Here is a 19,758-nt window from a genome sequence, read left to right as displayed (position 1 = left end):
TCTGGCGGCCGGGGGGATTAATAGGCGATGCAGATGGCGCCCTGTTCGGCGCCGGACAGCTGCTGGCGCAGCGCGCCGAACAGTTCGCGGCCGCACCCCACCGCACACGCTGAGAGATCCGGTAACGCTACTTGGCGCAGCGCCAATTCCGCTTCATCCACCAGCAACGTCAGCTCGCCCGTTTTGCCATTTACCCGCACGCTATCGCCATTGCGGATTTTGCCGAGCAGACCGCCGTTAACCGCTTCCGGCGTCACATGAATGGCAGACGGCACCTTGCCCGAGGCGCCAGAAAGACGGCCATCGGTCACTAACGCCACCTTGTAGCCGCGATCCAGTAATACGCCCAGCGGCGGCATCAGCTTATGGAGTTCCGGCATGCCGTTGGCGCGTGGCCCTTGATAACGAACCACCACTACGCAGTCTTTGTTCAGTAAGCCGGCGTCGAACGCCGGACCGACGTCGTGCTGACTTGCAAATACCATCGCCGGTGCTTCGATAATAAGATTTTCCTCGGGCACGGCGGAGGTTTTCATTACCGCACGGCCAAGATTGCCGTCAAGTACTTTGGTACCGCCGTGGGGCGCAAAGGGACGCTCGACGCTGGCGATAATGGCCGCATCCAGCGAAGCCGTCGGGCCATCGCGCCAGGCCAACCGGCCTTCATCCAGCCACGGCTCAAGGGTATAGTGGCTTAGGCCGAAACCGGCAATGGTATGCACGTCTTCATGTAATAATCCGCCGGACAGCATCTCGCGCACCAGCAGCGCAACGCCGCCTGCGGCATGGAATTGGTTTATATCCGCCGGCCCGTTAGGGTATATCCTGGCAAGAAGCGGTACCGCATCCTACAACTCAGAGAAGTCGTCCCAGTTAATGATGATGCCGGCGGCGCGGGCCATGGCCACCAAATGTAGGGTATGGTTGGTTGAACCGCCGGTCGCCAGTAGCGCCACGATACCATTGACCACGACCTTTTCATCCACCAGCTTACCGATAGGTAAATAGTTGCCGCTGATTTCGGTTAATCGCGTCACCTGTATTGCCGCCGCATCGGTCAGCGCGTCGCGGAGCGGACTGTCCGGCTGAATAAAGGAAGAGCCGGGCAGATGCAGGCCCATCATTTCCATCACCATCTGGTTAGAGTTGGCGGTGCCGTAAAATGTGCAGGTGCCGGCGCTATGGTAGGAAGCGGCTTCCGCTTCCGACATCGCCTGGCGATCTACCTTACCCTCGGCATAAAGCTGGCGGATACGCACTTTTTCTTTATTCGGCAGCCCGGTGGGCATCGGACCGGCGGGAACAAATACCGAGGGCAAATGACCGAACGAGAGTGCCGCCATCACCAGACCGGGGACGATTTTGTCGCAGATGCCCAGATAGAGCGCGCCATCAAACATGTTATGCGACAGGCCAATGGCCGCCGACATGGCGATGATTTCGCGGCTCATCAACGATAATTCCATACCATCCTGGCCCTGGGTGACGCCATCGCACATTGCCGGTACGCCTGTGGCCACTTGACCTACCGCCCCGACCCCCTGCAGGGCCTGTTTTAACCGCTGCGGGTAATGCTCGTAAGGCTGATGGGCGGAAAGCATATCGTTATAGGCGTTGATGATGGCGATATCGCTATGGGTCAGACTTTTCAGTGCCGCCTTATCGCCAGGTTGGCAGGCAGCGAAGACGTGCGCCAGATTGCCGCATGACAGCTGTGCGCGGTGGACGGTCTGGCGGCGCGCGACGTCAATTCGGGTCAAATAGGCATCGCGGCTGGCGCGCGAGCGGTCGATAATGCGTTGGGTTACGCGTTGTAAAGTGGCATTCATACCTTTCTCACTGACTACCGCGTCATTCTCTTCGCGTCCTGGTGCTGGCGGCTAAGAGTCGAATGACAATAGGGTAATACCGTTGATTATTATTCACCGCGCAACCCGCGGCTATTGCGCCAGACGGGAAAGCCGGGCCTAATCCATGAAACGATTCAGCTAACGCAGACCAAACATTCCGCATAAGGGACGTTGTTGCGCGGCGATCACCTCGTTTATCTTTGACGGTAATCCGTATCCGGTTTGCCAACCGAAGGGAACAGAGCCCACCTCCATGCTGGGCCTGGCTAACATCAGCCTGCGGACTGAGGTTTTTTTCTGCCGCCGGCGCACGGGCGTCGCCGTGGACAAACCATGTGCCTTATGCCCGGCACGGCGAGGACTCAGCCGGCGGTGGCGCTCCGGATCCAGGCAACGGTATCGGCAATGACCTCATCCAGCGGCTGATCGATATTAATGGCATGTACATCCGGCTCGTCGCTGCCTGGCTCTTCCAGGGTCTCGAATTGGGACACCAGCATTTGCGGTTTAAAGAAGTGCCCTTTACGGGCTTTCATGCGTGCCTCGATAACCTCAACGTGCCCTTTTAAATAGATGAATGACAAATAGGGGTTCCCTGCACGCAACCGGTCGCGGTAATGCTTTTTCAGTGCCGAACACACGATAATGGAGATGGCGTTGGTACGCTGCATAGCGAAAGCAGCGTCATTGACGGCGCCTAGCCACGGGGCTCGGTCATCGTCGTTGAGCGCATGCCCGGCGGACATTTTATCGATGTTGGCGCGCGGATGAAGAAAATCGCCGTCAAGAAACGCCGCGGACAGCTCACGGGACAGGGCGCGGTGGCCACAACGGATTTGCCGCTGCCTGACACGCCCATCAGGACGAAAATATGGTTTTGAGTTTGGGTGGTCATAGGCAGAGCTCCGGGAGCAATAATTTAGAACACAATGATGTTACCGGTAACATTGTGCGCGCTTTTCATGAGGTTTCAACCATTATGACGTAATAAATGTTTAACTGTGATCAACATCAAACATTTCACCGTCGATAAAACATTATGTTCCCCACGCTTAACAAAACGTTAGACAACCCCGCCGCTGGCTGAAAAAGTCTCATGCCGCGATGCCTGGGTTCATTATCAACCTGTGCTAGGATATTGCCCTGTTTCCGGCGGAATGCCGCTTTTTATCGGCGATAAATGATATCATCGTGACAAATCGGATTAACGAACTGAGCGCCACGCTGGCGCAGCGGATAATGGTGCTGGACGGCGGCATGGGCACCATGATCCAGAGTTATCAGCTTGAAGAAGAGGATTACCGCGGACAACGCTTCGCGGACTGGCCATGCGATGTGAAAGGCAATAATGACTTGCTGGTGTTGAGCAAACCCGATGTCATCAGTGCCATTCATGAGGCCTATCTGGCCGCCGGGGCCGATATTCTTGAAACCAATACCTTCAACGCTACCACTATCACGATGGCCGACTACCAGATGGAATCGCTGGTGAGCGAAATCAACCTCGCCGCCGCCCGTCTGGCGCGGGAATGCGCGGACGCCTAGAGCGCACGTACGCCGGATAAGCCACGTTATGTCGCGGGCGTGTTGGGTCCGACCAACCGCACCGCCTCTATCTCACCCGATGTGAACGATCCCGCTTACCGCAATATCGATTTTGACCAGTTAGTAAACGCTTACCGTCAGAGTATCAGAGCGCTGATGGAAGGCGGCGTTGATCTGATCATGGTGGAAACCATTTTTGACACTCTTAACGCCAAAGCCGCCATTTTTGCGCTGGAAATGGAATTTGAGGCTCAGGGGGAGAGCCTGCCGGTGATGATTTCTGGCACCATTACCGATGCCTCCGGGCGTACGCTTTCCGGGCAAACCACCGAAGCATTTTACAACTCGCTGCGCCATGCGCGGCCGCTGTCGTTCGGTCTGAACTGCGCATTGGGGCCCGATGAACTGCGCCAATATGTGGCGGAACTGGCGCGTATTGCCGATTGTTTTGTCAGCGCCCATCCTAATGCCGGGCTGCCCAATGCGTTTGGCGAATATGATTTGGGGGCGCAGGCGATGGCGCGCCATATCGGCGAATGGGCTCAGGCCGGCTTTCTAAATATCGTCGGCTGCTGCTGCGGCACGACGCCTGAGCATATCGCCGCGATGGCCAACGCCGTGGCGGGGGTGGCGCCGCTGCCGACGCTGCCGGTTGCCTGCCGGCTTGCGGGGCTGGAGCCGCTGAACATTACGGCGGCGTCGCTGTTCGTTAACGTCGGCGAGCGTACCAATGTCACCGGATCGGCACGTTTCAACCGATTGATTAAAGAGGAGAAATACAACGAAGCGCTGGCGGTGGCGCGCCAACAGGTGGAGAACGGCGCGCAGATCATCGACATCAACATGGACGAGGGCATGCTGGACGCCGAGGCAGCCATGGTGCGCTTCCTGCATATGATCGCCGGTGAGCCGGATATTGCGCGCGTGCCGATTATGATTGACTCCTCCAAATGGCAGGTAATAGAGCAGGGGCTGAAGTGCATTCAGGGTAAGGGCATCGTTAACTCGATTTCCATGAAAGAGGGGGAGGCGGCGTTTCTTCACCACGCTCGCTTGGTGCGTCGCTATGGCGCCGCTCTGGTGGTAATGGCGTTTGACGAGAACGGCCAGGCCGACACCCGGGCGCGTAAAATCGAAATTTGCCGCCGCGCCTACCGACTGCTGACCGAGACGTTGGACTTTCCGCCGGAAGATATCATCTTCGATCCCAATATCTTCGCCGTCGCGACCGGTATTGGAGAACATAATAACTATGCCCAGGATTTTATTGGCGCTTGCGCTGACATCAAAGCGGAACTGCCCCATGCGCTGATTTCCGGCGGCGTTTCCAATGTTTCGTTTTCGTTTCGCGGCATACGAACCCGTGCGCGAAGCGATTCACGCGGTGTTTCTTTATCATGCCATTCGCCACGGTCTGGACATGGGCATCGTCAACGCCGGCCAGTTGGCTATCTATGACGATTTGCCGCCCGCGCTGCGTGAGCGGGTAGAAGATGTGGTGCTAAATCGGCGCGCGGATGGTACCGAGCGGCTGCTGGCGCTGGCCGAGGAGTATCGCGACAGCAAAGGCGATGGCGAAGCGACGACGCAGCAGGCGGAGTGGCGAGGATGGGCGGTGGGCAAACGCCTGGAATATGCTCTTATCAAGGACATTACCGAATTCATCGAGCAGGATACCGAACAAGCACGCCTGCAGGCGTCACGCCCAATCGAGGTGATTGAAGGGCCGTTGATGGCCGGCATGAACGTGGTGGGGGATTTATTCGGCGCCGGTAAAATGTTTTTGCCGCAGGTGGTGAAGTCGGCCCGGGTGATGAAACAGGCGGTAGCCTACCTTGAGCCTTATATCCAGGCCGGGAAAACCGAATTTAAAGCCGCCGGCAAAATTCTGTTGGCGACCGTCAAGGGCGATGTGCACGATATCGGCAAGAATATTGTCGGCGTGGTGCTGGCCTGTAACAACTATGATATTCTCGATCTCGGCGTCATGGTGCCGATGGACAAAATCCTCAAGACCGCACGCGAGCAGCGGGTGGATATTATAGGTTTGTCGGGGCTGATTACGCCGTCGCTGGATGAAATGGTCAGCGTTGCCAAAGAAATGGAGCGACAGGGATTTACCCTGCCGCTGTTGATTGGCGGTGCAACCACCTCCAAAGCCCACACGGCGGTGAAAATCTAGCCGCATTACGGCGGGCCAACGCTCTATAGTGCAGAACGCATCACGCAGCGTCGGCGTGGTCTCGGCGCTGCTGTCCGACACGCAGCGCGAAAGGCTGGTGGAGCGCACCCGTCGTGAGTATGAGACGGTACGGCTGCAGCACGGGCGTAAAAAATCGCGCACGCCTCCGGTCAGCATCGAGGCGGCACGGGGCAATGCCCTGGCGCTGGACTGGCAGAGTTACACCCCGCCGGTAGCGCATCGGCCCGGCGTGCAGGCGGTCAGCGCCACCGTCGCGACACTGCGCAATTATATTGATTGGACGCCGTTTTTTATGACCTGGTCGCTGGCCGGCAAGTATCCGCGTATTCTGCAGGATGAGGTCGTGGGCGAGGAAGCCCGACGGCTGTTTGCGGACGCCAACGCCATGCTGGACAAGCTTGACGCCGACGGGCTGTTACAGCCACGCGGCGTGGTGGGGTTATTCCCCGCCAACCGGGTGGGCGACGATATTGAGATTTATCGCGATGAAAGCCGGCGTGAACGGCTGGCCACCGCCCATCATCTGCGTCAGCAAACTGAAAAAAGCGATTTCGCCAACTATTGTTTGGCGGATTTCGTGGCACCCAAAACCAGCGGCAAAGCGGATTATTTAGGCGCGTTTGCCGTCACCGGCGGTCTGGAAGAAGATAGGCTGGCGGCGGATTATGACGCCCAGCATGACGATTACAATAAAATCATGGTCAAAGCGCTGGCTGATAGACTGGCAGAGGCGTTTGCCGAGTATCTGCACGAGCGGGTGCGTAAGGTGCACTGGGGCTATGCCGCCAATGAAAACCTCGGCAACGAGGCGTTGATCCGTGAAAGTTATCAGGGTATTCGCCCGGTGACCGGCTATCCCGCTTGTCCTGATCATACTGAAAAGCAAACCCTATGGTCATTGCTGGATGCCACGCGCCATACCGGTATGCATCTCACGGAATCCTTTGCCATGTGGCCGGCTGGTACTTCAGCCATCCTGAAAGCAAATACTTCGCCGTGGCGCAGATACAGCGCGATCAGGTGGAGGACTATGCGGCGCGCAAACGGCTGCCGCTGGAAGAGGTAGAGAGCTGGCTGGGGCCCAATCTCGGTTACGACGCCGATTAGCGCCCGTGGCGCACCCCTGGCCGTCGTCTGAGGCGTGCGCATAAGCTGCACGTCGCTCTTTTGTTGCTGGCGTAAACCACCTGTCGCGGCAGCTTCCACGGCGGCAATACTCCCGGTATGCGCACTCCCCGGCGATAGCCAGCATCGGAACGGGAAGCATGGCGATTTGTCCGGCATCGCTGCTGCCCGCTGTTGTTGGCAACATCTCTTGTCCTGTTAATAAACGATATTCACTTCGCCTTTGTCATCAATTATTCCATAATAATGTTCCTTTGTTGTTTACATTAATAACTAATATTCAGCTAAGTAATTTGTGGCAATAACATATTGCTGTTGCCTTTAATTTCCTGCCGCATAAAGTTGATCCTGGTCAAGGAGCTGAATCCATTAAGTCACGCAAAATTAGCCATGCGGTCAGCTTTTTTATGCATCAAACAGGCGAATGGATGCTTCCTGTTTTTATTTCATGATGAGGGTGACTCATGACGAGCTTTCGTGTTCCACAATCCGGAGAACTGGGGCTGAAGAATATTGCATTGTATCGACTGGATGATAAATATATGTCCTGGGGCGACACGGTGCATTATCAAGCGCGGCCGATTGTCGCCGACAGCTGCCTGGGCGATCGGGTTATTGACATTCATGGTAATATTTACATCGATAGTCAAATGTGGCACTCCAGCTGTAATTTCGGCTATCGCAATCGTGAAATAGAACAAGCGGTAGAGCGCCAACTGCATAAGCTGCCGCAGATTAGCGGAGACTATCTGCACGAAGAAAAACTGCTGCAGGCGGAAGAAATTTGCCAAGCGATTTATCAGCGCACCGGGCTGCATGGCCGGGTCGGCTTCAACGTTGGCGGTGGAGGATGCGCTAAAAATCGTGCGCAAGAATACCGGGCGTAACCGTATGGCTACGCTTATGGGCGGATATCATGGCTGTTCTCTGACGGTGTCCGGCTTGTCCAGCAGTCACCGTTACTGCCAGGCCTACGGCGAATTTGCCGATCGGGCGATTATGTTTCCTAACGCGAATTGCGGACAATGTTATTATGACAAACAGCCTGGCGAGTGCGACTGTTATTGCGGAAAAATGATCTCGCGGGCAACGGAAAATGATTTTTACGGTCTCGCCAGCGACAATAGTAATGAAATAGGCGCGTTTTTCCTGGAATTCTGTCAGTGCCGGGGATACACGGTGCCGCCTAGGGATTTCTTCCGCCAGTTTGTGCCGGAGATGCAAAAACGCGGAATACTTATCGTCGATGATGAAATACAGGTGGGGATGTTCCGTCCGGGAAAATTGTTTGCGTTTGAACATTACGATATCGTTCCAGATATTATCACCCTGGGTCAATCACTCACCAACGGCCTTAGCCCGCTCAGCGCTGTTTGGGCTCGGGAAGAATTGGTCAGCCGCGATATTTTCACCCCCGGCCACGCCCATAGCCATTTTGCTAATCACTCCCTGGGGACCGCCGCCGCGTTACAAACCTGGCGCTATATGACTGCTCAGGATTATGAACCGCGATTGTCGCAGAAGTCAGACTATTTTCTGGGCGGATTGCGGCGCTTGAAGCAGCACTATCCGTTCATTCAACAGATTGAGGGGTTGGGGATGTTATTTAGCGTGTCCTTCGCGACGCCAGACGGTCTGCCCTGGCGTAATGCGGGGAAACAGGCGGTCACGCTGGTGCAGGATAATGATTATATCTACCAGGGAGAGACGCTGCGTCTGATCCTCAATAGCGGCGGCTATTACGACGAAAAAATCAAATTATCTCCGTGGCTGGATATTGGTTTTGAGGAGATGGAACGCATGCTAACCCTTCTCGATCAGGTCTTCACCGCCCTGGCCAGCGCGGAGGATGACTAGTATGGTCGCGGTCGTCAAGCCGGGTCCGGGAAAACTGTGCTTCCCGGCGAAACTGATTTCGCACTATCACGCATGGCCGCAATGGACGACGCTAATGGACTCCCTATTGAGCTGTACGCAATCCATTTTCTGGCAGACGCAGAGTTATGTCGACCAGCAGCGGGCGTTCTTCGCCACGTTGCCGGGTAAAAAGACCGACCTGCGTCAGTTGCCTGATGCATTTTTTTATAACCCGCCGTTGCCCGGCAGGTGGAGCTGTGTCTTGATGTCACCCGGCCAGACGGGGGGCGGCGGATAATCCCGGGGTAAGGTTCTCGGGTCTTTTAAGGCAAGGGGGAGGTATGGATAAACATGAAACTAAACATTTTGTTATGACGCTGGTGGCAGCGTTTATTTCGACAAATCGCTATATGCAGCGCAACTATATGCCGGCCAAATCGGTAAAAAAAACGTCACCGCCACCGTGACGACGGCCAGCAGAACGGCAAACCGGCGGCAGCAGCATTGCCGCCGGTGCTGATAAGGAAAGCCACAACCAGGAGGGTTCATGATAGAGCACAATGTCTTTCTGCAATTCCGTCACAATGCTACACAAGAAACGATTCAGTCAGTAGCGCAGGCGCTGTTGGCCATGCGGCAGCATATCCCGGGCATCAAACGCGCGCGCTGGCACGAAAACCGCAGCTGCGTGCAGCGCGATAAAGGTTTCCACCACATGCTTGCGCTGTGGTTCGACGATAGGGCAGCGCTGGACGAGTATATGGCGCATCCACATCATCATTCGGTCAGCGATGACGTTCTGTTGCCGGCATTGGCGCAGGGGGTCGATTCGCTGTTAGTTTTCGACCGGTTGGCGGAGGACGATACCGATGGCAGCTGAGGCGTTCTCTCTTCGTCCCCCCGGTAGTCGCATGGTGGCGCTCAATCCTGCCGGCAAAATGTTTATCGGGCCGACGGGGGTATCTATCTGCCCGGCCGCCGGGACAAATTTCTGGCGCCAGACCTGGTCTGGCCATAACGCTGACAATGGGCATGCGCTATTAAGCGAAGTTAGCGGCGATGCCGAGATTTGCGCCTGCGTGCATTTCCGGCCGCGCCATTGCTATGACCAGGCCGGGCTGATGGTTCGCTTGTCCGCCGACGAGTGGATTAAATTTTGCGCCGAACGCGAACCGGACAATGCGACCTGGCTCGGCGTGGCGGCAACGCGCGCGGGGCTGTCCGACTGGTCGGGTATCGAGTGGCCGGGGGCCCAGAGCCAGCGGTTGTTTTTCAAAATCAGCCTGCGCCAGGGGGCGCTGGTGCTGTCGGCGGGCGGATCGGGCGGGGATTTACGGGTGGTCCGCATCAGCCCGTGCCCTGTCGGCCGTGCGCCGCTACTGTGGGGGGTTTACGCCGCCTGCCCCGATAAGGCGGGGCTTGTTGCCCGCTTTAGCGGCATTAAACTGCAGGCTGCCGGAAGCGAAGCCTGTATCAGCTAATCAAAGGAGCTACAACCATGCGTTTTCAGCGGAAAGTGGTGCTGGTCACCGGTGCGTCCAACGGTATCGGTGCATCAGCGGTGGAACGTTTCGCCCAGGAAGGTGCGACGGTCGTGTTAGTGAGCCGTCGGATACATAAATTACAGCATGTCGCCGCTCGCCTGGCGCCCGACCGACAAATGGTAGTGCAGGCGGATGTGTCCGACAGGCATGCGGTGGAATCGATGATAGGCCACCAGGTGATGGCGCGTTATGGCCGCATAGATGTACTGGTAAATAATGCGGGAGTGCGGATACCCGCCACCGAGCGGCAGAGCAACCCGGAGCATGGGCATAAGGCGGCCGCGGTGAATATTGACGGCGTTCTGGCTTGTTCGACGCTGGCGTTGCCGCATCTTATCGCCAGCCGCGGTTGCATCGTCAATAATGCTTCGGTGTCGGGTCAGAGCATAGACTTGAGCATCGAGCATCATTGCGCCGCCAAGGGCGCGGTTACCCATTATGACGCGCACGATGGCGCTGGACCATGCCGCCGATGGTATACGGGTAAATTCGGTTTGTCCCAGCCTGGCCATGAGCGGTATGACGTCGGGGTTTGCCACCGATAGTGGCGATGATTTTCATCCGCATATCCCCATGGCGCGCATCGGAGAAGCCAGCGAGTTTTCCTCCGCGATGGTGTTTCTGGCCAGCGATGACGCCAGTTTTATCACCGGCGTGAACCTGCCGGTGGACGGTGGCGCTACCGCGTCTGACGGGCGGCCCCGCCAGTTGTCGGAGGCGTTTTAACCTGACGGTTGCGCTGCCGCTGCATGCCGCGTGGCGGCGGCGTAAGCGATACGGGCTTTTTGCCCTCGGCGAGGCAATCTAACGAGGAGGCTGGGCTGGCCACGGCAGGTCTGACGCCACAGCCTCCTGCCGCCCGTCACACGTGTGCCATGGTGGCTGATTTTGCCGTCATCGGGAGCGTGCCGTAGTGGCTGATTTTGCCGCCATCGGGAGCGTGCCGTGGCGGCTGACTTTGCCGCCGTCGGGCTTCTGCCATGTTTGAGAGTACGCCATCCCGTGTCTGTGGCGCGAGGTCATTGAGCCTCAACGCTGACGTGCAGGGCATCGTAGCGCCAATACTCCAGATCGCAATCGATGATGCGGCCATGCTGGTCGCGGTTGATGCGAGTAATAAAGAGCGCCGGACTGTTTTCCGCGACTTTCAACGCCAATGACGCCGCCGCCGGGAAGGTAGTGGGACACATATCGAAGCGCACCCGCCCGTAGCGAATATCATAACGAGTGGCGTAGAGTTCGGTCAGCGAGGCGGTGAGATCCTGCTGCAATATCGCCGGAAAAAAGGCCGGATTCAGATAATGCTCTACGTACAGCACCGCCCGGCCATCGATCTGCCGTACCCGACGGATACGGTAAACCCTGGCGGCCGGCGGCAGCGCGAGCAGCCCGCATAGCATTGCCGGCGCTTCCACCTCCCGCGCGTCCAGTACTAACGTGGCCGGACGTCGCCCCTGATCACGCGCCATAGCGTGGAAATGGCTGCGCTGCAGCGGGTTATACACCACTCGCGGCGGCCCGCCGAACCAGCCGCGCCGCTCTTCGCGATAAATGACCCCTCTGGCCTCAAGCTGCCCCAGCGCTTCACGCAGGGTGATGCGGGTAGTGGCAAAGTGCGCGCTCATCATCCGCTCTGCCGGCAGACGGTCGTTATGGCCCAACCGACCGGCGTTTATAGTCGGCGATTGTCTGGCAGATGGCATCCACCGTCCTGTAGCGCGCGCTCTCTCCGGGGGAGAACGCCTTCTCAATGAGCATGTTGATCACCGCTATGTCTGTATTTGAGTGCTCGGTTTTTCGCCAGCAGCGGCAGCGTTAAAGAAACCATAACAAAAAAACGGCCCCAAGAGCGGCTGTCATCAAATATTCATCCCGCTGCGCTAGATTGACTAGATCAGTACGGCCAGGCAATTTCATCCTCTAAGCGGAGCTTCAGCTATGAAATTTTTGTACGCTTCTGTGTTAACGACAGCGCTGCTGGCCATCGGCCAGGCAGGCTATGCCGCAGCGGCCGACGACGTGGCGGCGCTGGCGCAGGCGGTGATCTTGCCCCGCCATCTCCGTACAGCTTTTGTATCTTAAGTTAACGAAGCACGCTGCCGCCGGTATTCTCTCGGAGAGTGATATCCCAGCGCGCTGTGCGGATGGTTTTCATTGTAATGCGTGAACGCTGCTGCAAGGTTTCGCAGGGCTGTTCTCGCATCCGGTTTTGGCATGAACTCGATATAGTCTTCCTTCATCGTCTTCACGAACCGTTCGGCCATTCTCTGCGGGCTGCTCACCGCTGTTGTGCAGGGCTCCAGATCCAGTTCTCTGGCGAACCTCTGCGTTTCATGCGCGGTATACGCTGAACCGTTGTCCGTCAACCACTGCACCGCTGTATCGGGTAACCTGTCGCCGAAGCGCTTTTCTACCGACCTCAGCATCACATCCTGCACGGTCGAACTGTCGTAGCCTACAGTGCTCGCAGCCCAGTCTATGGCCTCTCTGTCGCAGCAGTCCAGTGCGAACGTGACCCGCAGTTTTTCACCGTTGTCGCAGCCGAACTCGAAGCCATCTGAACACCAGCGAATATCGCTTTCTGCCACCGCGATCCTGCACTTATGCTCACGCCTCGGCCGCTATGGTTTTCAATGTAATAACAGCAGGTTATGCTCACACATGATCCTGTAAAGTCGTTTCGCATTTACCGGCGGCAGTCCCTCTGCGCGACGTTGTTTACACAGGATGCCCCACACCCGCCGATAGTCGTAGCTGGGCATATCGCTGATGATGTCGAGGATGTCCGACAGTATTCCAGCGTCTGCTTCGTCATTACGCCGGTTACAGCGCCTGTCCTGCCAGTCGGCAGAACGCTTAATCCGCAGTGACAGCGGCGCACGCGACACGCTCATGGCGCGGCTGACCTGTGCTATTCCCCGGCCTTTGGCAACAAGGGCGCGTGCGCTATCCATTTTCGTGACTGGCCGTACTCCACGGCTTCTTTTAGGATCTCAATCTCCATCGTCTTCTTACCCAGAAGGCGCTGGAGCTCCCGGACCTGCTTCAATGCAGCTACAAGCTCAGAGGCAGGACGTCCTCCCGGCAGCCACGGCGGTGAGGCTGCCTTCCTGATATTGCTTTTTCCACTTAGCTGGGCTGGATACCGTGCAGTCGTGCGAGATGGGAGACATTCATGCCGGGCTCCATCCTCTGCTGAATAATGGCCATTTTTTCCTGAGGAGTTTTACGTTTACGGACTTCTTGACCTAACGGGATCCCGGTCATATCAAAATTGGCGTTAGTGTTAGACATATATTCAAGCCTATCTCTTATCTGGAGATACAGCTACTGTCTGGTGTTTCAGGGGGATAAATCATGGGCCAACTGGAAACAGACCTGGCAGGATTTGGCCAGCCAATACCAGATACAGCACAGCGATACAGATATGAGTTCCGCGCAGGAAATCGCCAAATTTCTGGCGGAAAAGAATAATGCCAGCGCCGATATCGGCGATGTCGGCGTCTCCTTTGCCCCGCTGGCGGTACAAAAAGGGGTGACGCAACCCTATAAACCCAGCACCTGGGATCAAATTCCTGCCTGGGCGAAAGATAAAGACGGGCACTGGGCGGTAGCCTACACCGGCACCATTGCTTTTATCGTCAATAAGCAGACGGTGAAGGTCATTCCCCATAGCTGGGCGGATCTGCTCAAGGGCGATTATAAGGTCGCCTTGGGAGATGTCGGCACCGCGGCACAAGCGGTAAACGGCGTGCTGGCGGCCGCTTATGCCATGGGCGGCAACGAAACGAATCTGCAACCGGGTCTCGATTTCTTTGCCAAACTGGCCGAATCCGGACGGCTGGGCTTGAACGATCCCACTATCGCCGCGCTGGAGAAAGGGGAAGTTGACGTCGGGATCATCTGGGACTTTAACGGCCTGAACTACCGCGACACCATTGATAAAACCCGGTTTGAAGTGCTGATCCCTGCCGATGGCACCATCACCTCCGGCTACAGCACCATCATCAACAAATACGCCAAACATCCTAACGCCGCCAAATTCGCCCGCGAATACATTTTCTCGGACGCGGGGCAAATCAATTTGGCCCGCGGCTACGCCCGTCCGATTCGCGTCGAGCACCTGACGCTGCCGGATGACGTCCAGGCGAAACTGCTGCCCGAGGAACAGTATAAGAATGCCCACCCGATAGCCGATACCGCGGCCTGGGAAAAGAACGCCAAAGCGCTGCCGCGTCTGTGGCAGCAAAACGTGATGATGGCGATGAAGCAATAAACAGATTTCACTGGGGCGCCGCGCCATCGGTACGGCACTTCTTCTCGCCGGCGCCGCGTCGACGGCCAGGGGATCGGCGCCGGTGTCGCGCGCCTCGCGGCGGGGCCGTCCGCGCGCGGCTGACAGGCATGAGGAACGGGTGTGAAAACAATTTTGGTGATATTGGATGGACTCAGCTACGTGGTGGCCTATGACGCCATGGGTTACTTGCATGGCGAATGCGCCGCCGGACGCGGTCGGCTTTACTCGCTGACCTGCGAGTTGCCGTCGTTATCGCGTCCGTTGTACGAATGTATTCTCACCGGCGTGCCGCCGGTGCAAAGCGGGGTGGTGCATAATGAGATTATCCGCCTGTCGCACCACCGCAGTATTTTCCATTTCGCGCGAGCGGCTGGACTCACCACGGCGGCAGCGGCTTATCATTGGGTGAGTGAACTGTATAACCGCGCACCCTTCAATGCCGCGGAAGACAGACACACGCTGGCGCCAGCACTGCCGATTCAGTACGGGCATTTTTATCATGCGGATCATTACCCTGACTCCCATGTGTTCGAGGACGCAGAAAGCTTGCGTTTGCGCCATCAGCCTGACTTCCTGCTGATTCACCCGATGAATATCGATGACGCCGGCCATCGCCACGGTCTGTCGACGCCCCAGTATCGCAACGCCGAGCGTCACGCCGATGGCTTGCTGTCGCGCTGGCTGCCGGGGTGGCTAGCGGCGGGCTATCAGGTCATCGTAACCGCCGATCACGGTATGAATGACGATCGCAGCCACGGCGGCATTTTACCGGAAGAACGTCAGGTGCCGCTGTTTGTCTTCGGCGACGCCTTCACTCTCGCCCCGGCGCGGCCCCTACAAACGGAACTTTGCGGTACGATATGCCAGTTGCTCGACGTGGACCATGACAGACCAGCCTGCGGGGATCTGCTGCGATGAACGGCAAAGGGATGGCGGCGCTGGTGCTCCTGACGTTTGCGCTGTTATTTAGCGCGTTTCAATTAGCGCCACTGGTGTGGATGGCTATCGGGAGTTTCTTGAGTGACCTCGATGGATGGGGGATTGCCAACTACCGCACGATCTTCAGCTCGCCGTTCTATCGCCAGGCAATGCAGTTTTCCTTGCAACTGACATTTTCCTCCAGCTTATGCGGTCTGCTTATCGCCACCGTCGCCAGCTACTCCTTACACCGACTGGGCGCCCAGCGCCTGCGTGACGGTGCCATTGCCTTCACCAACATGACCAGCAACTTTACCGGTGTGCCGCTGGCTTTTGCCTTCATTATTTTGCTGGGCGCCAACGGCTGCGTCACCTTGCTGCTGCGCCGCTACGGCTGGATGACAGATTTTAGTCTGTACTCCAAAACCGGCTTAACGGTGTTTTATACCTATTTTCAGATCCCCTTAGGCGTGCTGCTGCTGTTTCCCGCCTTCGGCGCGTTGCTCGAAGAATGGCGCGAATCTGCGGCCCTGCTGGGTGCAAGCCGTTTGCGTTATTGGTTGCGTATCGGTTTGCCGGTATTGACCCCGGCGCTGCTCGGCACCTTTGTGATCCTGCTGGCCAACGCGCTCGGAGCCTACGCCACCCTCTTTGCGCTGACCACCGGTAATTACAACATCATTCCGATCCGCATTTCTGCGCTGGTGGCAGGCGATCTCGACCTCGACCCGCACCTGGCAAGCGCATTGGGTATGGTGTTGGTGGCGCTGATGGTGTTGATAACCTTGGTGCATCAACTGCTGGTGCGCCGCAGCTATATCCGCACGCTCTAAGCGCGCAAGGAGAGAGGGATGAGTCAGGCCGAATTGCTCTGGCACCGCGGCGTGGTGGTTATGCTGCTGGTAGTGCTGTTATTACCGCTGGCGGCAACGCTGGTTTATGCCTTCAGCAGCACCTGGGGGGCCACGATTTTACCGCAAGGCTTCGAGCTTAAATGGTTTTTGGATTTATGGCGCGCCCCGCGTTTTTTGACCGCGCTGGGGCATTCTTTGCTCATTTGTCTGGGCGCGCTGCTGTTGTCGGCGTTGCTGGTGCTGCCGGTGATTTTTGTCATCGCCTACTTTTTCCCTTGGCTGGATGGGGTGATGAATATTTTCATCCTATTGCCGTTCGCCGTCCCGCCGATCGTCTCTTCGGTAGGGCTATTGCAACTCTATTCCGACGGCCCTCTGGCGCTGACCGGTACTCCCTGGATATTAATCGGCTGCTATTTCACTTTGATGTTGCCGTTCATGTACCGCGCCGTGAACAACAATATGCAGGCTATCAACCTACGCAGCCTGATGGATGCGGCCCATCTGCTGGGCGCCAGCACCGCACAGGCGGCGTTGCTGGTCATCCTGCCTAATCTGCGCAAGGGCTGCATGATAGCGATGCTGCTGTCATTTTCCTTTCTTATCGGCGAGTTTGTCTTCGCCAACCTGTTGGTGGGTAATCGCTACGAAACCCTGCAGGTCTATCTCTACAACATGCGTAACGGCAGCGGTCACTTAACCAGCGCGCTGGTCATTTCTTATTTTGTGGTGGTGCTGTTGTTGACATTGCTGGCCAATGCGGTCGGTAAGGAAAAGGAGTGAAGATGGCGTATTTAACGGTTAAGCAGCTGAATAAGCATTATGGCCCAACCCAGGTGTTCGCCGACATCGATTTCAGCGCCGACGAAGGCGAATTTGTCACCTTGCTGGGCCCCAGCGGCTGTGGCAAATCCACCTTACTGCGCTGTCTTGCCGGTTTAACCGCGGTGGATAGCGGCGAGATTATACTCGACGGACAGAATTTGCTGCCGGTGGCGCCGCAGCAGCGCGGTATCGGCATGGTGTTCCAAAGTTACGCGCTGTTTCCCAATATGACGGTCGCGGCCAATGTCGCGTTTGGCCTGAGAAGATGCAAAAGCTGGCCCCCGACGTTATCCGCCGGCGCACCGATGAGGCGCTGGTGGAGTTGCAGACCTTCGCCCACCGCTATCCCCATCAACTTTCCGGTGGTCAAAGCCAGCGGGTGGCGCTGGCCCGATCGCTGGTGACCCGGCCGCGGATACTGCTGCTCGATGAGCCGTTATTGGCGCTGGATGCGCGTATTCGTCGCTACTTGCGCGATCAAATTCGACTCATCCAGCAGGAGCTTAAACTCACCGCCATTTTCGTTACACACGATCAAGAAGAAGCGCTGACGTTGTCCGACAGAGTGGTGCTGATGAATCAGGGCCGCATTGTGCAAAATGACAGTGCGGAGATGCTCTATACCCGGCTGGTAGACGCTTTTGCCGCCGGATTCATCGGCAGTTACAATATATTGGAGACCGGGCAGGCGAGTGTGCTGACCGGGCGACATTATACGACGCGGGTCGCGATACGGCCGGAGTCCATGACGCTGTTGCCGGCCGGGCAAGGGCTTGACGCGGTCATCCTTGGCCATAGCCTGTTGGGCAATGTGATACGCTATCGGGTGGAATGCCGGCAGGTTTTACTGTTGGTGGATGTTTTGAACCGCTCTGTGGCAGATCTCTATCCAAATGGCGGACGAATTGGTCTACAGTTAGAGCTATCAACGCTATGCGAGGTTGCCTGATGCGCGGCCCCATGAACCTCCTTATCAACATAGGGTCGCCGGTAAGGAGCGCCGGTAATCATTTGTAAAAGGGAGCTACAAACCGAGTGTTAACGCTGTTACATCTATTGTCCGCCGTGGCGTTACTGGTATGGGGTACCCATATCGTTCGCACGGGTATTATGCGTGTCTATGGTGCCCGGATGCGGCAGGTACTCAGCCGTAGCGTAGAAAGGAAAACCATGGCCTTTATGGCCGGCATCGGCGTGACCGCGCTGGTACAGAGCAGCAACGCCACCGCGATGCTGGTGACGTCCTTCGTAGCCCAGAAGTTGGTAGCGCTGACGTCGGCGCTGGTGATCATTCTCGGCGCCGATGTGGGTACCGCCCTGATGGCGCGGGTGCTGACCTTCGATCTTTCCTGGCTGTCGCCGCTGCTTATTTTTATCGGCGTCTGCCTGTTCCTCGGCCGTAAACAATCCCGCGCCGGCCAACTGGGGCGCGTCGCTATCGGCCTGGGGTTGATTCTGCTGGCTCTGGAGCTTATCGTCAGCGCCTCCACACCCATTACCCAGGCCAATGGCGTTAAGGTCCTGTTCTCGTCACTGACCGGCGATATTCTGCTGGACGCCTTGACCGGGGCGCTGTTCGCCATTATCAGTTACTCCAGCCTGGCGGCGGTACTGCTGACCGCCACCCTCTCCGCCACCGATGTTATTTCCTTCAAAGTGTCGCTATGCCTGGCGATCGGGGCGAATCTCGGCAGTGGGATCTTGGCGATGCTGAACGCCAGCGGCCAGAACGCCGAAGGGAAACGTGTCGCTCTCGGTAGTTTGCTGTTTAAACTTATCGGTTGTCTTATCGTGCTGCCGTTTGTCTCGCCGCTGGCGGGACTGCTGGAACGGCTACCGCTGGCGGATTCGGAATTGGTTATTTATTTCCATGTGTTCTATAACTTGCTGCGCTGTTTGGCCATGGTGCCCTTTGCCGGCCATATGGCGCGCCTGTGCAGCAAGTGGATAGCCGATACGCCGATAGACGATCGGAGCGTGCGGCCACGTCATTTGGATACCAGCGCGCTGGATACGCCGGCGCTGGCGCTGGTGAACGCCGCCCGGGAAACCCTGCGCATGGGCGACGTGGTAGAGAGCATGCTGCTGCTGCACACCGAAGTGCTGCACGGGCAGGTTGATAAAAACCGCGAGGTACGCCGTCTGGACGACGACGTCGATGTGCTGTACACGGCCATTAAACTTTATCTGGCGCAGATCCCGAAGGAGGATCTGGACGAGGCGGATTCGCGCCGCTGGGCGGAAATTATTGAAATGGCGCTTAATCTTGAGCAGGCGGGAGATATCATCGAACGCATGACGGGGGATATCGCCGCGAAATCGCTCAACGCGCGTCGGGCTTTCTCGGCGCAAGGGATGAAGGAGCTGGATACGCTGCATGAGCAACTGATGTCGAATTTACGGTTAAGCCTGTCGGTGTTCTTGTCTAACGACATGACCAGCGCCCACCGTCTGCGCCGTGCCAAACACCGTTTCCGTATCACCGACCGCCGTTATGCCCATGCCCATGTTGACCGGTTGCATCAGCAGAATGTGCAGAGCCTGGAAACCAGCTCGCTGCATTTGAGTCTGCTGGGGGATTTGAAACGGGTCAACTCGCTGTTCTGCTCGGTGGCCTATAACGTGCTGGAGCTGGACGAAGAGTCCGAAGTTCGCGAACGTGACGACAGCCGACCACCGGCCTCCGGCACGTCTTGACGGCGCCCGCCGTCGAAGAGGATGAGGTTTGCCAACGTGACGA

15 protein-coding genes and 6 pseudogenes are annotated in these 19,758 nt (G+C 57.2%); 17 read left to right on the top strand and 4 right to left on the bottom strand.

What is annotated here, in order from left to right:
* Positions 1-17: 17 nt before the first annotated feature.
* Both edd and gntK read right to left on the bottom strand, forming a co-directional pair.
* Positions 18-1,829: pseudogene (gene edd / locus JZM24_RS08585) on the bottom strand (phosphogluconate dehydratase).
* A 383-nt stretch (positions 1,830-2,212) separates the two neighbouring features.
* A pseudogene (gntK, locus tag JZM24_RS08580) lies at positions 2,213-2,745 on the bottom strand (gluconokinase).
* Between the two features lie 344 nt (positions 2,746-3,089).
* On the opposite strand from gntK, the pseudogene metH reads away from it, so the two are divergent.
* The 9 genes and pseudogenes from metH (at position 3,090) to JZM24_RS18545 (ending at position 10,850) form a co-directional block, all read left to right on the top strand.
* A pseudogene (gene metH, locus JZM24_RS08575) lies at positions 3,090-6,705 on the top strand (methionine synthase).
* A gap of 482 nt (positions 6,706-7,187) precedes the next feature.
* Positions 7,188-7,610 carry a PLP-dependent aminotransferase family protein gene (locus JZM24_RS08570; protein ID WP_215669341.1) on the top strand — a complete coding sequence of 141 codons (423 nt, stop codon included), beginning with the start codon at positions 7,188-7,190 and terminating at the stop codon, positions 7,608-7,610.
* Positions 7,540-8,580, top strand: a complete 1,041-nt coding sequence (locus tag JZM24_RS08565) for an aminotransferase class III-fold pyridoxal phosphate-dependent enzyme (RefSeq protein WP_215669340.1) — start codon at positions 7,540-7,542, stop codon at positions 8,578-8,580. Before JZM24_RS08570 ends, JZM24_RS08565 begins: the two co-directional genes overlap by 71 nt.
* A gap of 1 nt (position 8,581) precedes the next feature.
* Positions 8,582-8,878, top strand: coding sequence for a hypothetical protein (locus JZM24_RS08560; protein WP_215669339.1), 297 nt, complete (start codon positions 8,582-8,584; stop codon positions 8,876-8,878).
* Positions 8,879-8,921: 43 nt separating this feature from the next.
* On the top strand, positions 8,922-9,047 hold the full coding sequence (locus JZM24_RS19150; RefSeq protein ID WP_281418189.1) for a hypothetical protein: 126 nt from the start codon (positions 8,922-8,924) through the stop codon (positions 9,045-9,047).
* An 80-nt stretch (positions 9,048-9,127) separates the two neighbouring features.
* On the top strand, positions 9,128-9,460 hold the full coding sequence (locus JZM24_RS08555; protein WP_215669338.1) for a Dabb family protein: 333 nt from the start codon (positions 9,128-9,130) through the stop codon (positions 9,458-9,460).
* Entirely contained in the window at positions 9,450-10,061 is a 612-nt protein-coding gene (locus JZM24_RS08550; RefSeq protein WP_215669337.1) for a DUF1349 domain-containing protein, read from the top strand. The genes JZM24_RS08555 and JZM24_RS08550 overlap by 11 nt, the downstream gene beginning before the upstream one ends.
* A gap of 17 nt (positions 10,062-10,078) precedes the next feature.
* Positions 10,079-10,669, top strand: coding sequence for an SDR family oxidoreductase (locus JZM24_RS08545; RefSeq protein ID WP_246579917.1), 591 nt, complete (start codon positions 10,079-10,081; stop codon positions 10,667-10,669).
* Entirely contained in the window at positions 10,563-10,850 is a 288-nt protein-coding gene (locus tag JZM24_RS18545; RefSeq protein WP_312884958.1) for an SDR family NAD(P)-dependent oxidoreductase, read from the top strand. Before JZM24_RS08545 ends, JZM24_RS18545 begins: the two co-directional genes overlap by 107 nt.
* A 293-nt stretch (positions 10,851-11,143) precedes the next feature.
* Here JZM24_RS18545 and JZM24_RS08540 read toward each other — a convergent pair.
* A pseudogene (locus JZM24_RS08540) lies at positions 11,144-11,882 on the bottom strand (UTRA domain-containing protein).
* Between the two features lie 180 nt (positions 11,883-12,062).
* Here JZM24_RS08540 and JZM24_RS08535 point away from each other — a divergent pair.
* Positions 12,063-12,206, top strand: a complete 144-nt coding sequence (locus JZM24_RS08535; protein ID WP_215669335.1) for a hypothetical protein — start codon at positions 12,063-12,065, stop codon at positions 12,204-12,206.
* Here JZM24_RS08535 and JZM24_RS08530 read toward each other — a convergent pair.
* A pseudogene (locus tag JZM24_RS08530) lies at positions 12,203-13,391 on the bottom strand (IS3 family transposase). The gene JZM24_RS08535 and the pseudogene JZM24_RS08530 overlap by 4 nt on opposite strands.
* 88 nt (positions 13,392-13,479) lie before the next feature.
* On the opposite strand from JZM24_RS08530, the pseudogene JZM24_RS08525 reads away from it, so the two are divergent.
* From JZM24_RS08525 to JZM24_RS08500, 7 genes and pseudogenes are all read left to right on the top strand, one after another.
* A pseudogene (locus JZM24_RS08525) lies at positions 13,480-14,400 on the top strand (ABC transporter substrate-binding protein); the annotation flags it as partial.
* 141 nt (positions 14,401-14,541) lie between these two features.
* Positions 14,542-15,339, top strand: a complete 798-nt coding sequence (locus JZM24_RS08520; protein WP_215669334.1) for an alkaline phosphatase family protein — start codon at positions 14,542-14,544, stop codon at positions 15,337-15,339.
* A complete protein-coding gene (locus JZM24_RS08515) occupies positions 15,336-16,172 on the top strand; it encodes an ABC transporter permease (RefSeq protein ID WP_215669333.1) in 837 nt (278 codons plus the stop codon). Before JZM24_RS08520 ends, JZM24_RS08515 begins: the two co-directional genes overlap by 4 nt.
* Positions 16,173-16,190: 18 nt before the next feature.
* Positions 16,191-16,976, top strand: a complete 786-nt coding sequence (locus JZM24_RS08510; RefSeq protein WP_215669332.1) for an ABC transporter permease — start codon at positions 16,191-16,193, stop codon at positions 16,974-16,976.
* A gap of 2 nt (positions 16,977-16,978) precedes the next feature.
* The gene (locus JZM24_RS20060; RefSeq protein WP_512699069.1) at positions 16,979-17,422 is read left to right on the top strand and encodes an ABC transporter ATP-binding protein; all 444 of its coding nucleotides are present in this window, start codon (positions 16,979-16,981) and stop codon (positions 17,420-17,422) included.
* Positions 17,335-17,967, top strand: coding sequence for an ABC transporter ATP-binding protein (locus JZM24_RS20055; protein ID WP_512699070.1), 633 nt, complete (start codon positions 17,335-17,337; stop codon positions 17,965-17,967). Before JZM24_RS20060 ends, JZM24_RS20055 begins: the two co-directional genes overlap by 88 nt.
* Before the next feature lie 86 nt (positions 17,968-18,053).
* Positions 18,054-19,715 (top strand): Na/Pi cotransporter family protein, encoded by a 1,662-nt coding sequence (locus JZM24_RS08500; protein ID WP_215669331.1) that lies wholly within the window; start codon positions 18,054-18,056, stop codon positions 19,713-19,715.
* Positions 19,716-19,758: the final 43 nt, after the last annotated feature.

The organism is Candidatus Sodalis endolongispinus (assembly GCF_018777395.1).
GTDB lineage: Bacteria > Pseudomonadota > Gammaproteobacteria > Enterobacterales > Enterobacteriaceae > Sodalis_B > Sodalis_B endolongispinus.
This window is presented reverse-complemented; position numbering and strand designations above follow the sequence as displayed.

Excerpts from the sequence above, each read along its gene's own strand:
- JZM24_RS08545 (WP_246579917.1), top strand. The coding sequence starts at position 10,079 with ATGCGTTTTCAGCGGAAAGTGGTGCTGGTCACCGGTGCGTCCAACGGT.
- JZM24_RS08550 (WP_215669337.1), top strand. The coding sequence starts at position 9,450 with ATGGCAGCTGAGGCGTTCTCTCTTCGTCCCCCCGGTAGTCGCATGGTG.
- JZM24_RS08570 (WP_215669341.1), top strand. The coding sequence starts at position 7,188 with ATGACGAGCTTTCGTGTTCCACAATCCGGAGAACTGGGGCTGAAGAAT.
- JZM24_RS19150 (WP_281418189.1), top strand. The coding sequence starts at position 8,922 with ATGGATAAACATGAAACTAAACATTTTGTTATGACGCTGGTGGCAGCG.
- JZM24_RS08515 (WP_215669333.1), top strand. The coding sequence starts at position 15,336 with ATGAACGGCAAAGGGATGGCGGCGCTGGTGCTCCTGACGTTTGCGCTG.
- JZM24_RS20060 (WP_512699069.1), top strand. The coding sequence starts at position 16,979 with ATGGCGTATTTAACGGTTAAGCAGCTGAATAAGCATTATGGCCCAACC.
- JZM24_RS08565 (WP_215669340.1), top strand. The coding sequence starts at position 7,540 with ATGGCCGGGTCGGCTTCAACGTTGGCGGTGGAGGATGCGCTAAAAATC.
- JZM24_RS08555 (WP_215669338.1), top strand. The coding sequence starts at position 9,128 with ATGATAGAGCACAATGTCTTTCTGCAATTCCGTCACAATGCTACACAA.
- JZM24_RS08535 (WP_215669335.1), top strand. The coding sequence starts at position 12,063 with ATGAAATTTTTGTACGCTTCTGTGTTAACGACAGCGCTGCTGGCCATC.
- JZM24_RS18545 (WP_312884958.1), top strand. The coding sequence starts at position 10,563 with ATGACGCGCACGATGGCGCTGGACCATGCCGCCGATGGTATACGGGTA.
- JZM24_RS08510 (WP_215669332.1), top strand. The coding sequence starts at position 16,191 with ATGAGTCAGGCCGAATTGCTCTGGCACCGCGGCGTGGTGGTTATGCTG.
- JZM24_RS08560 (WP_215669339.1), top strand. The coding sequence starts at position 8,582 with ATGGTCGCGGTCGTCAAGCCGGGTCCGGGAAAACTGTGCTTCCCGGCG.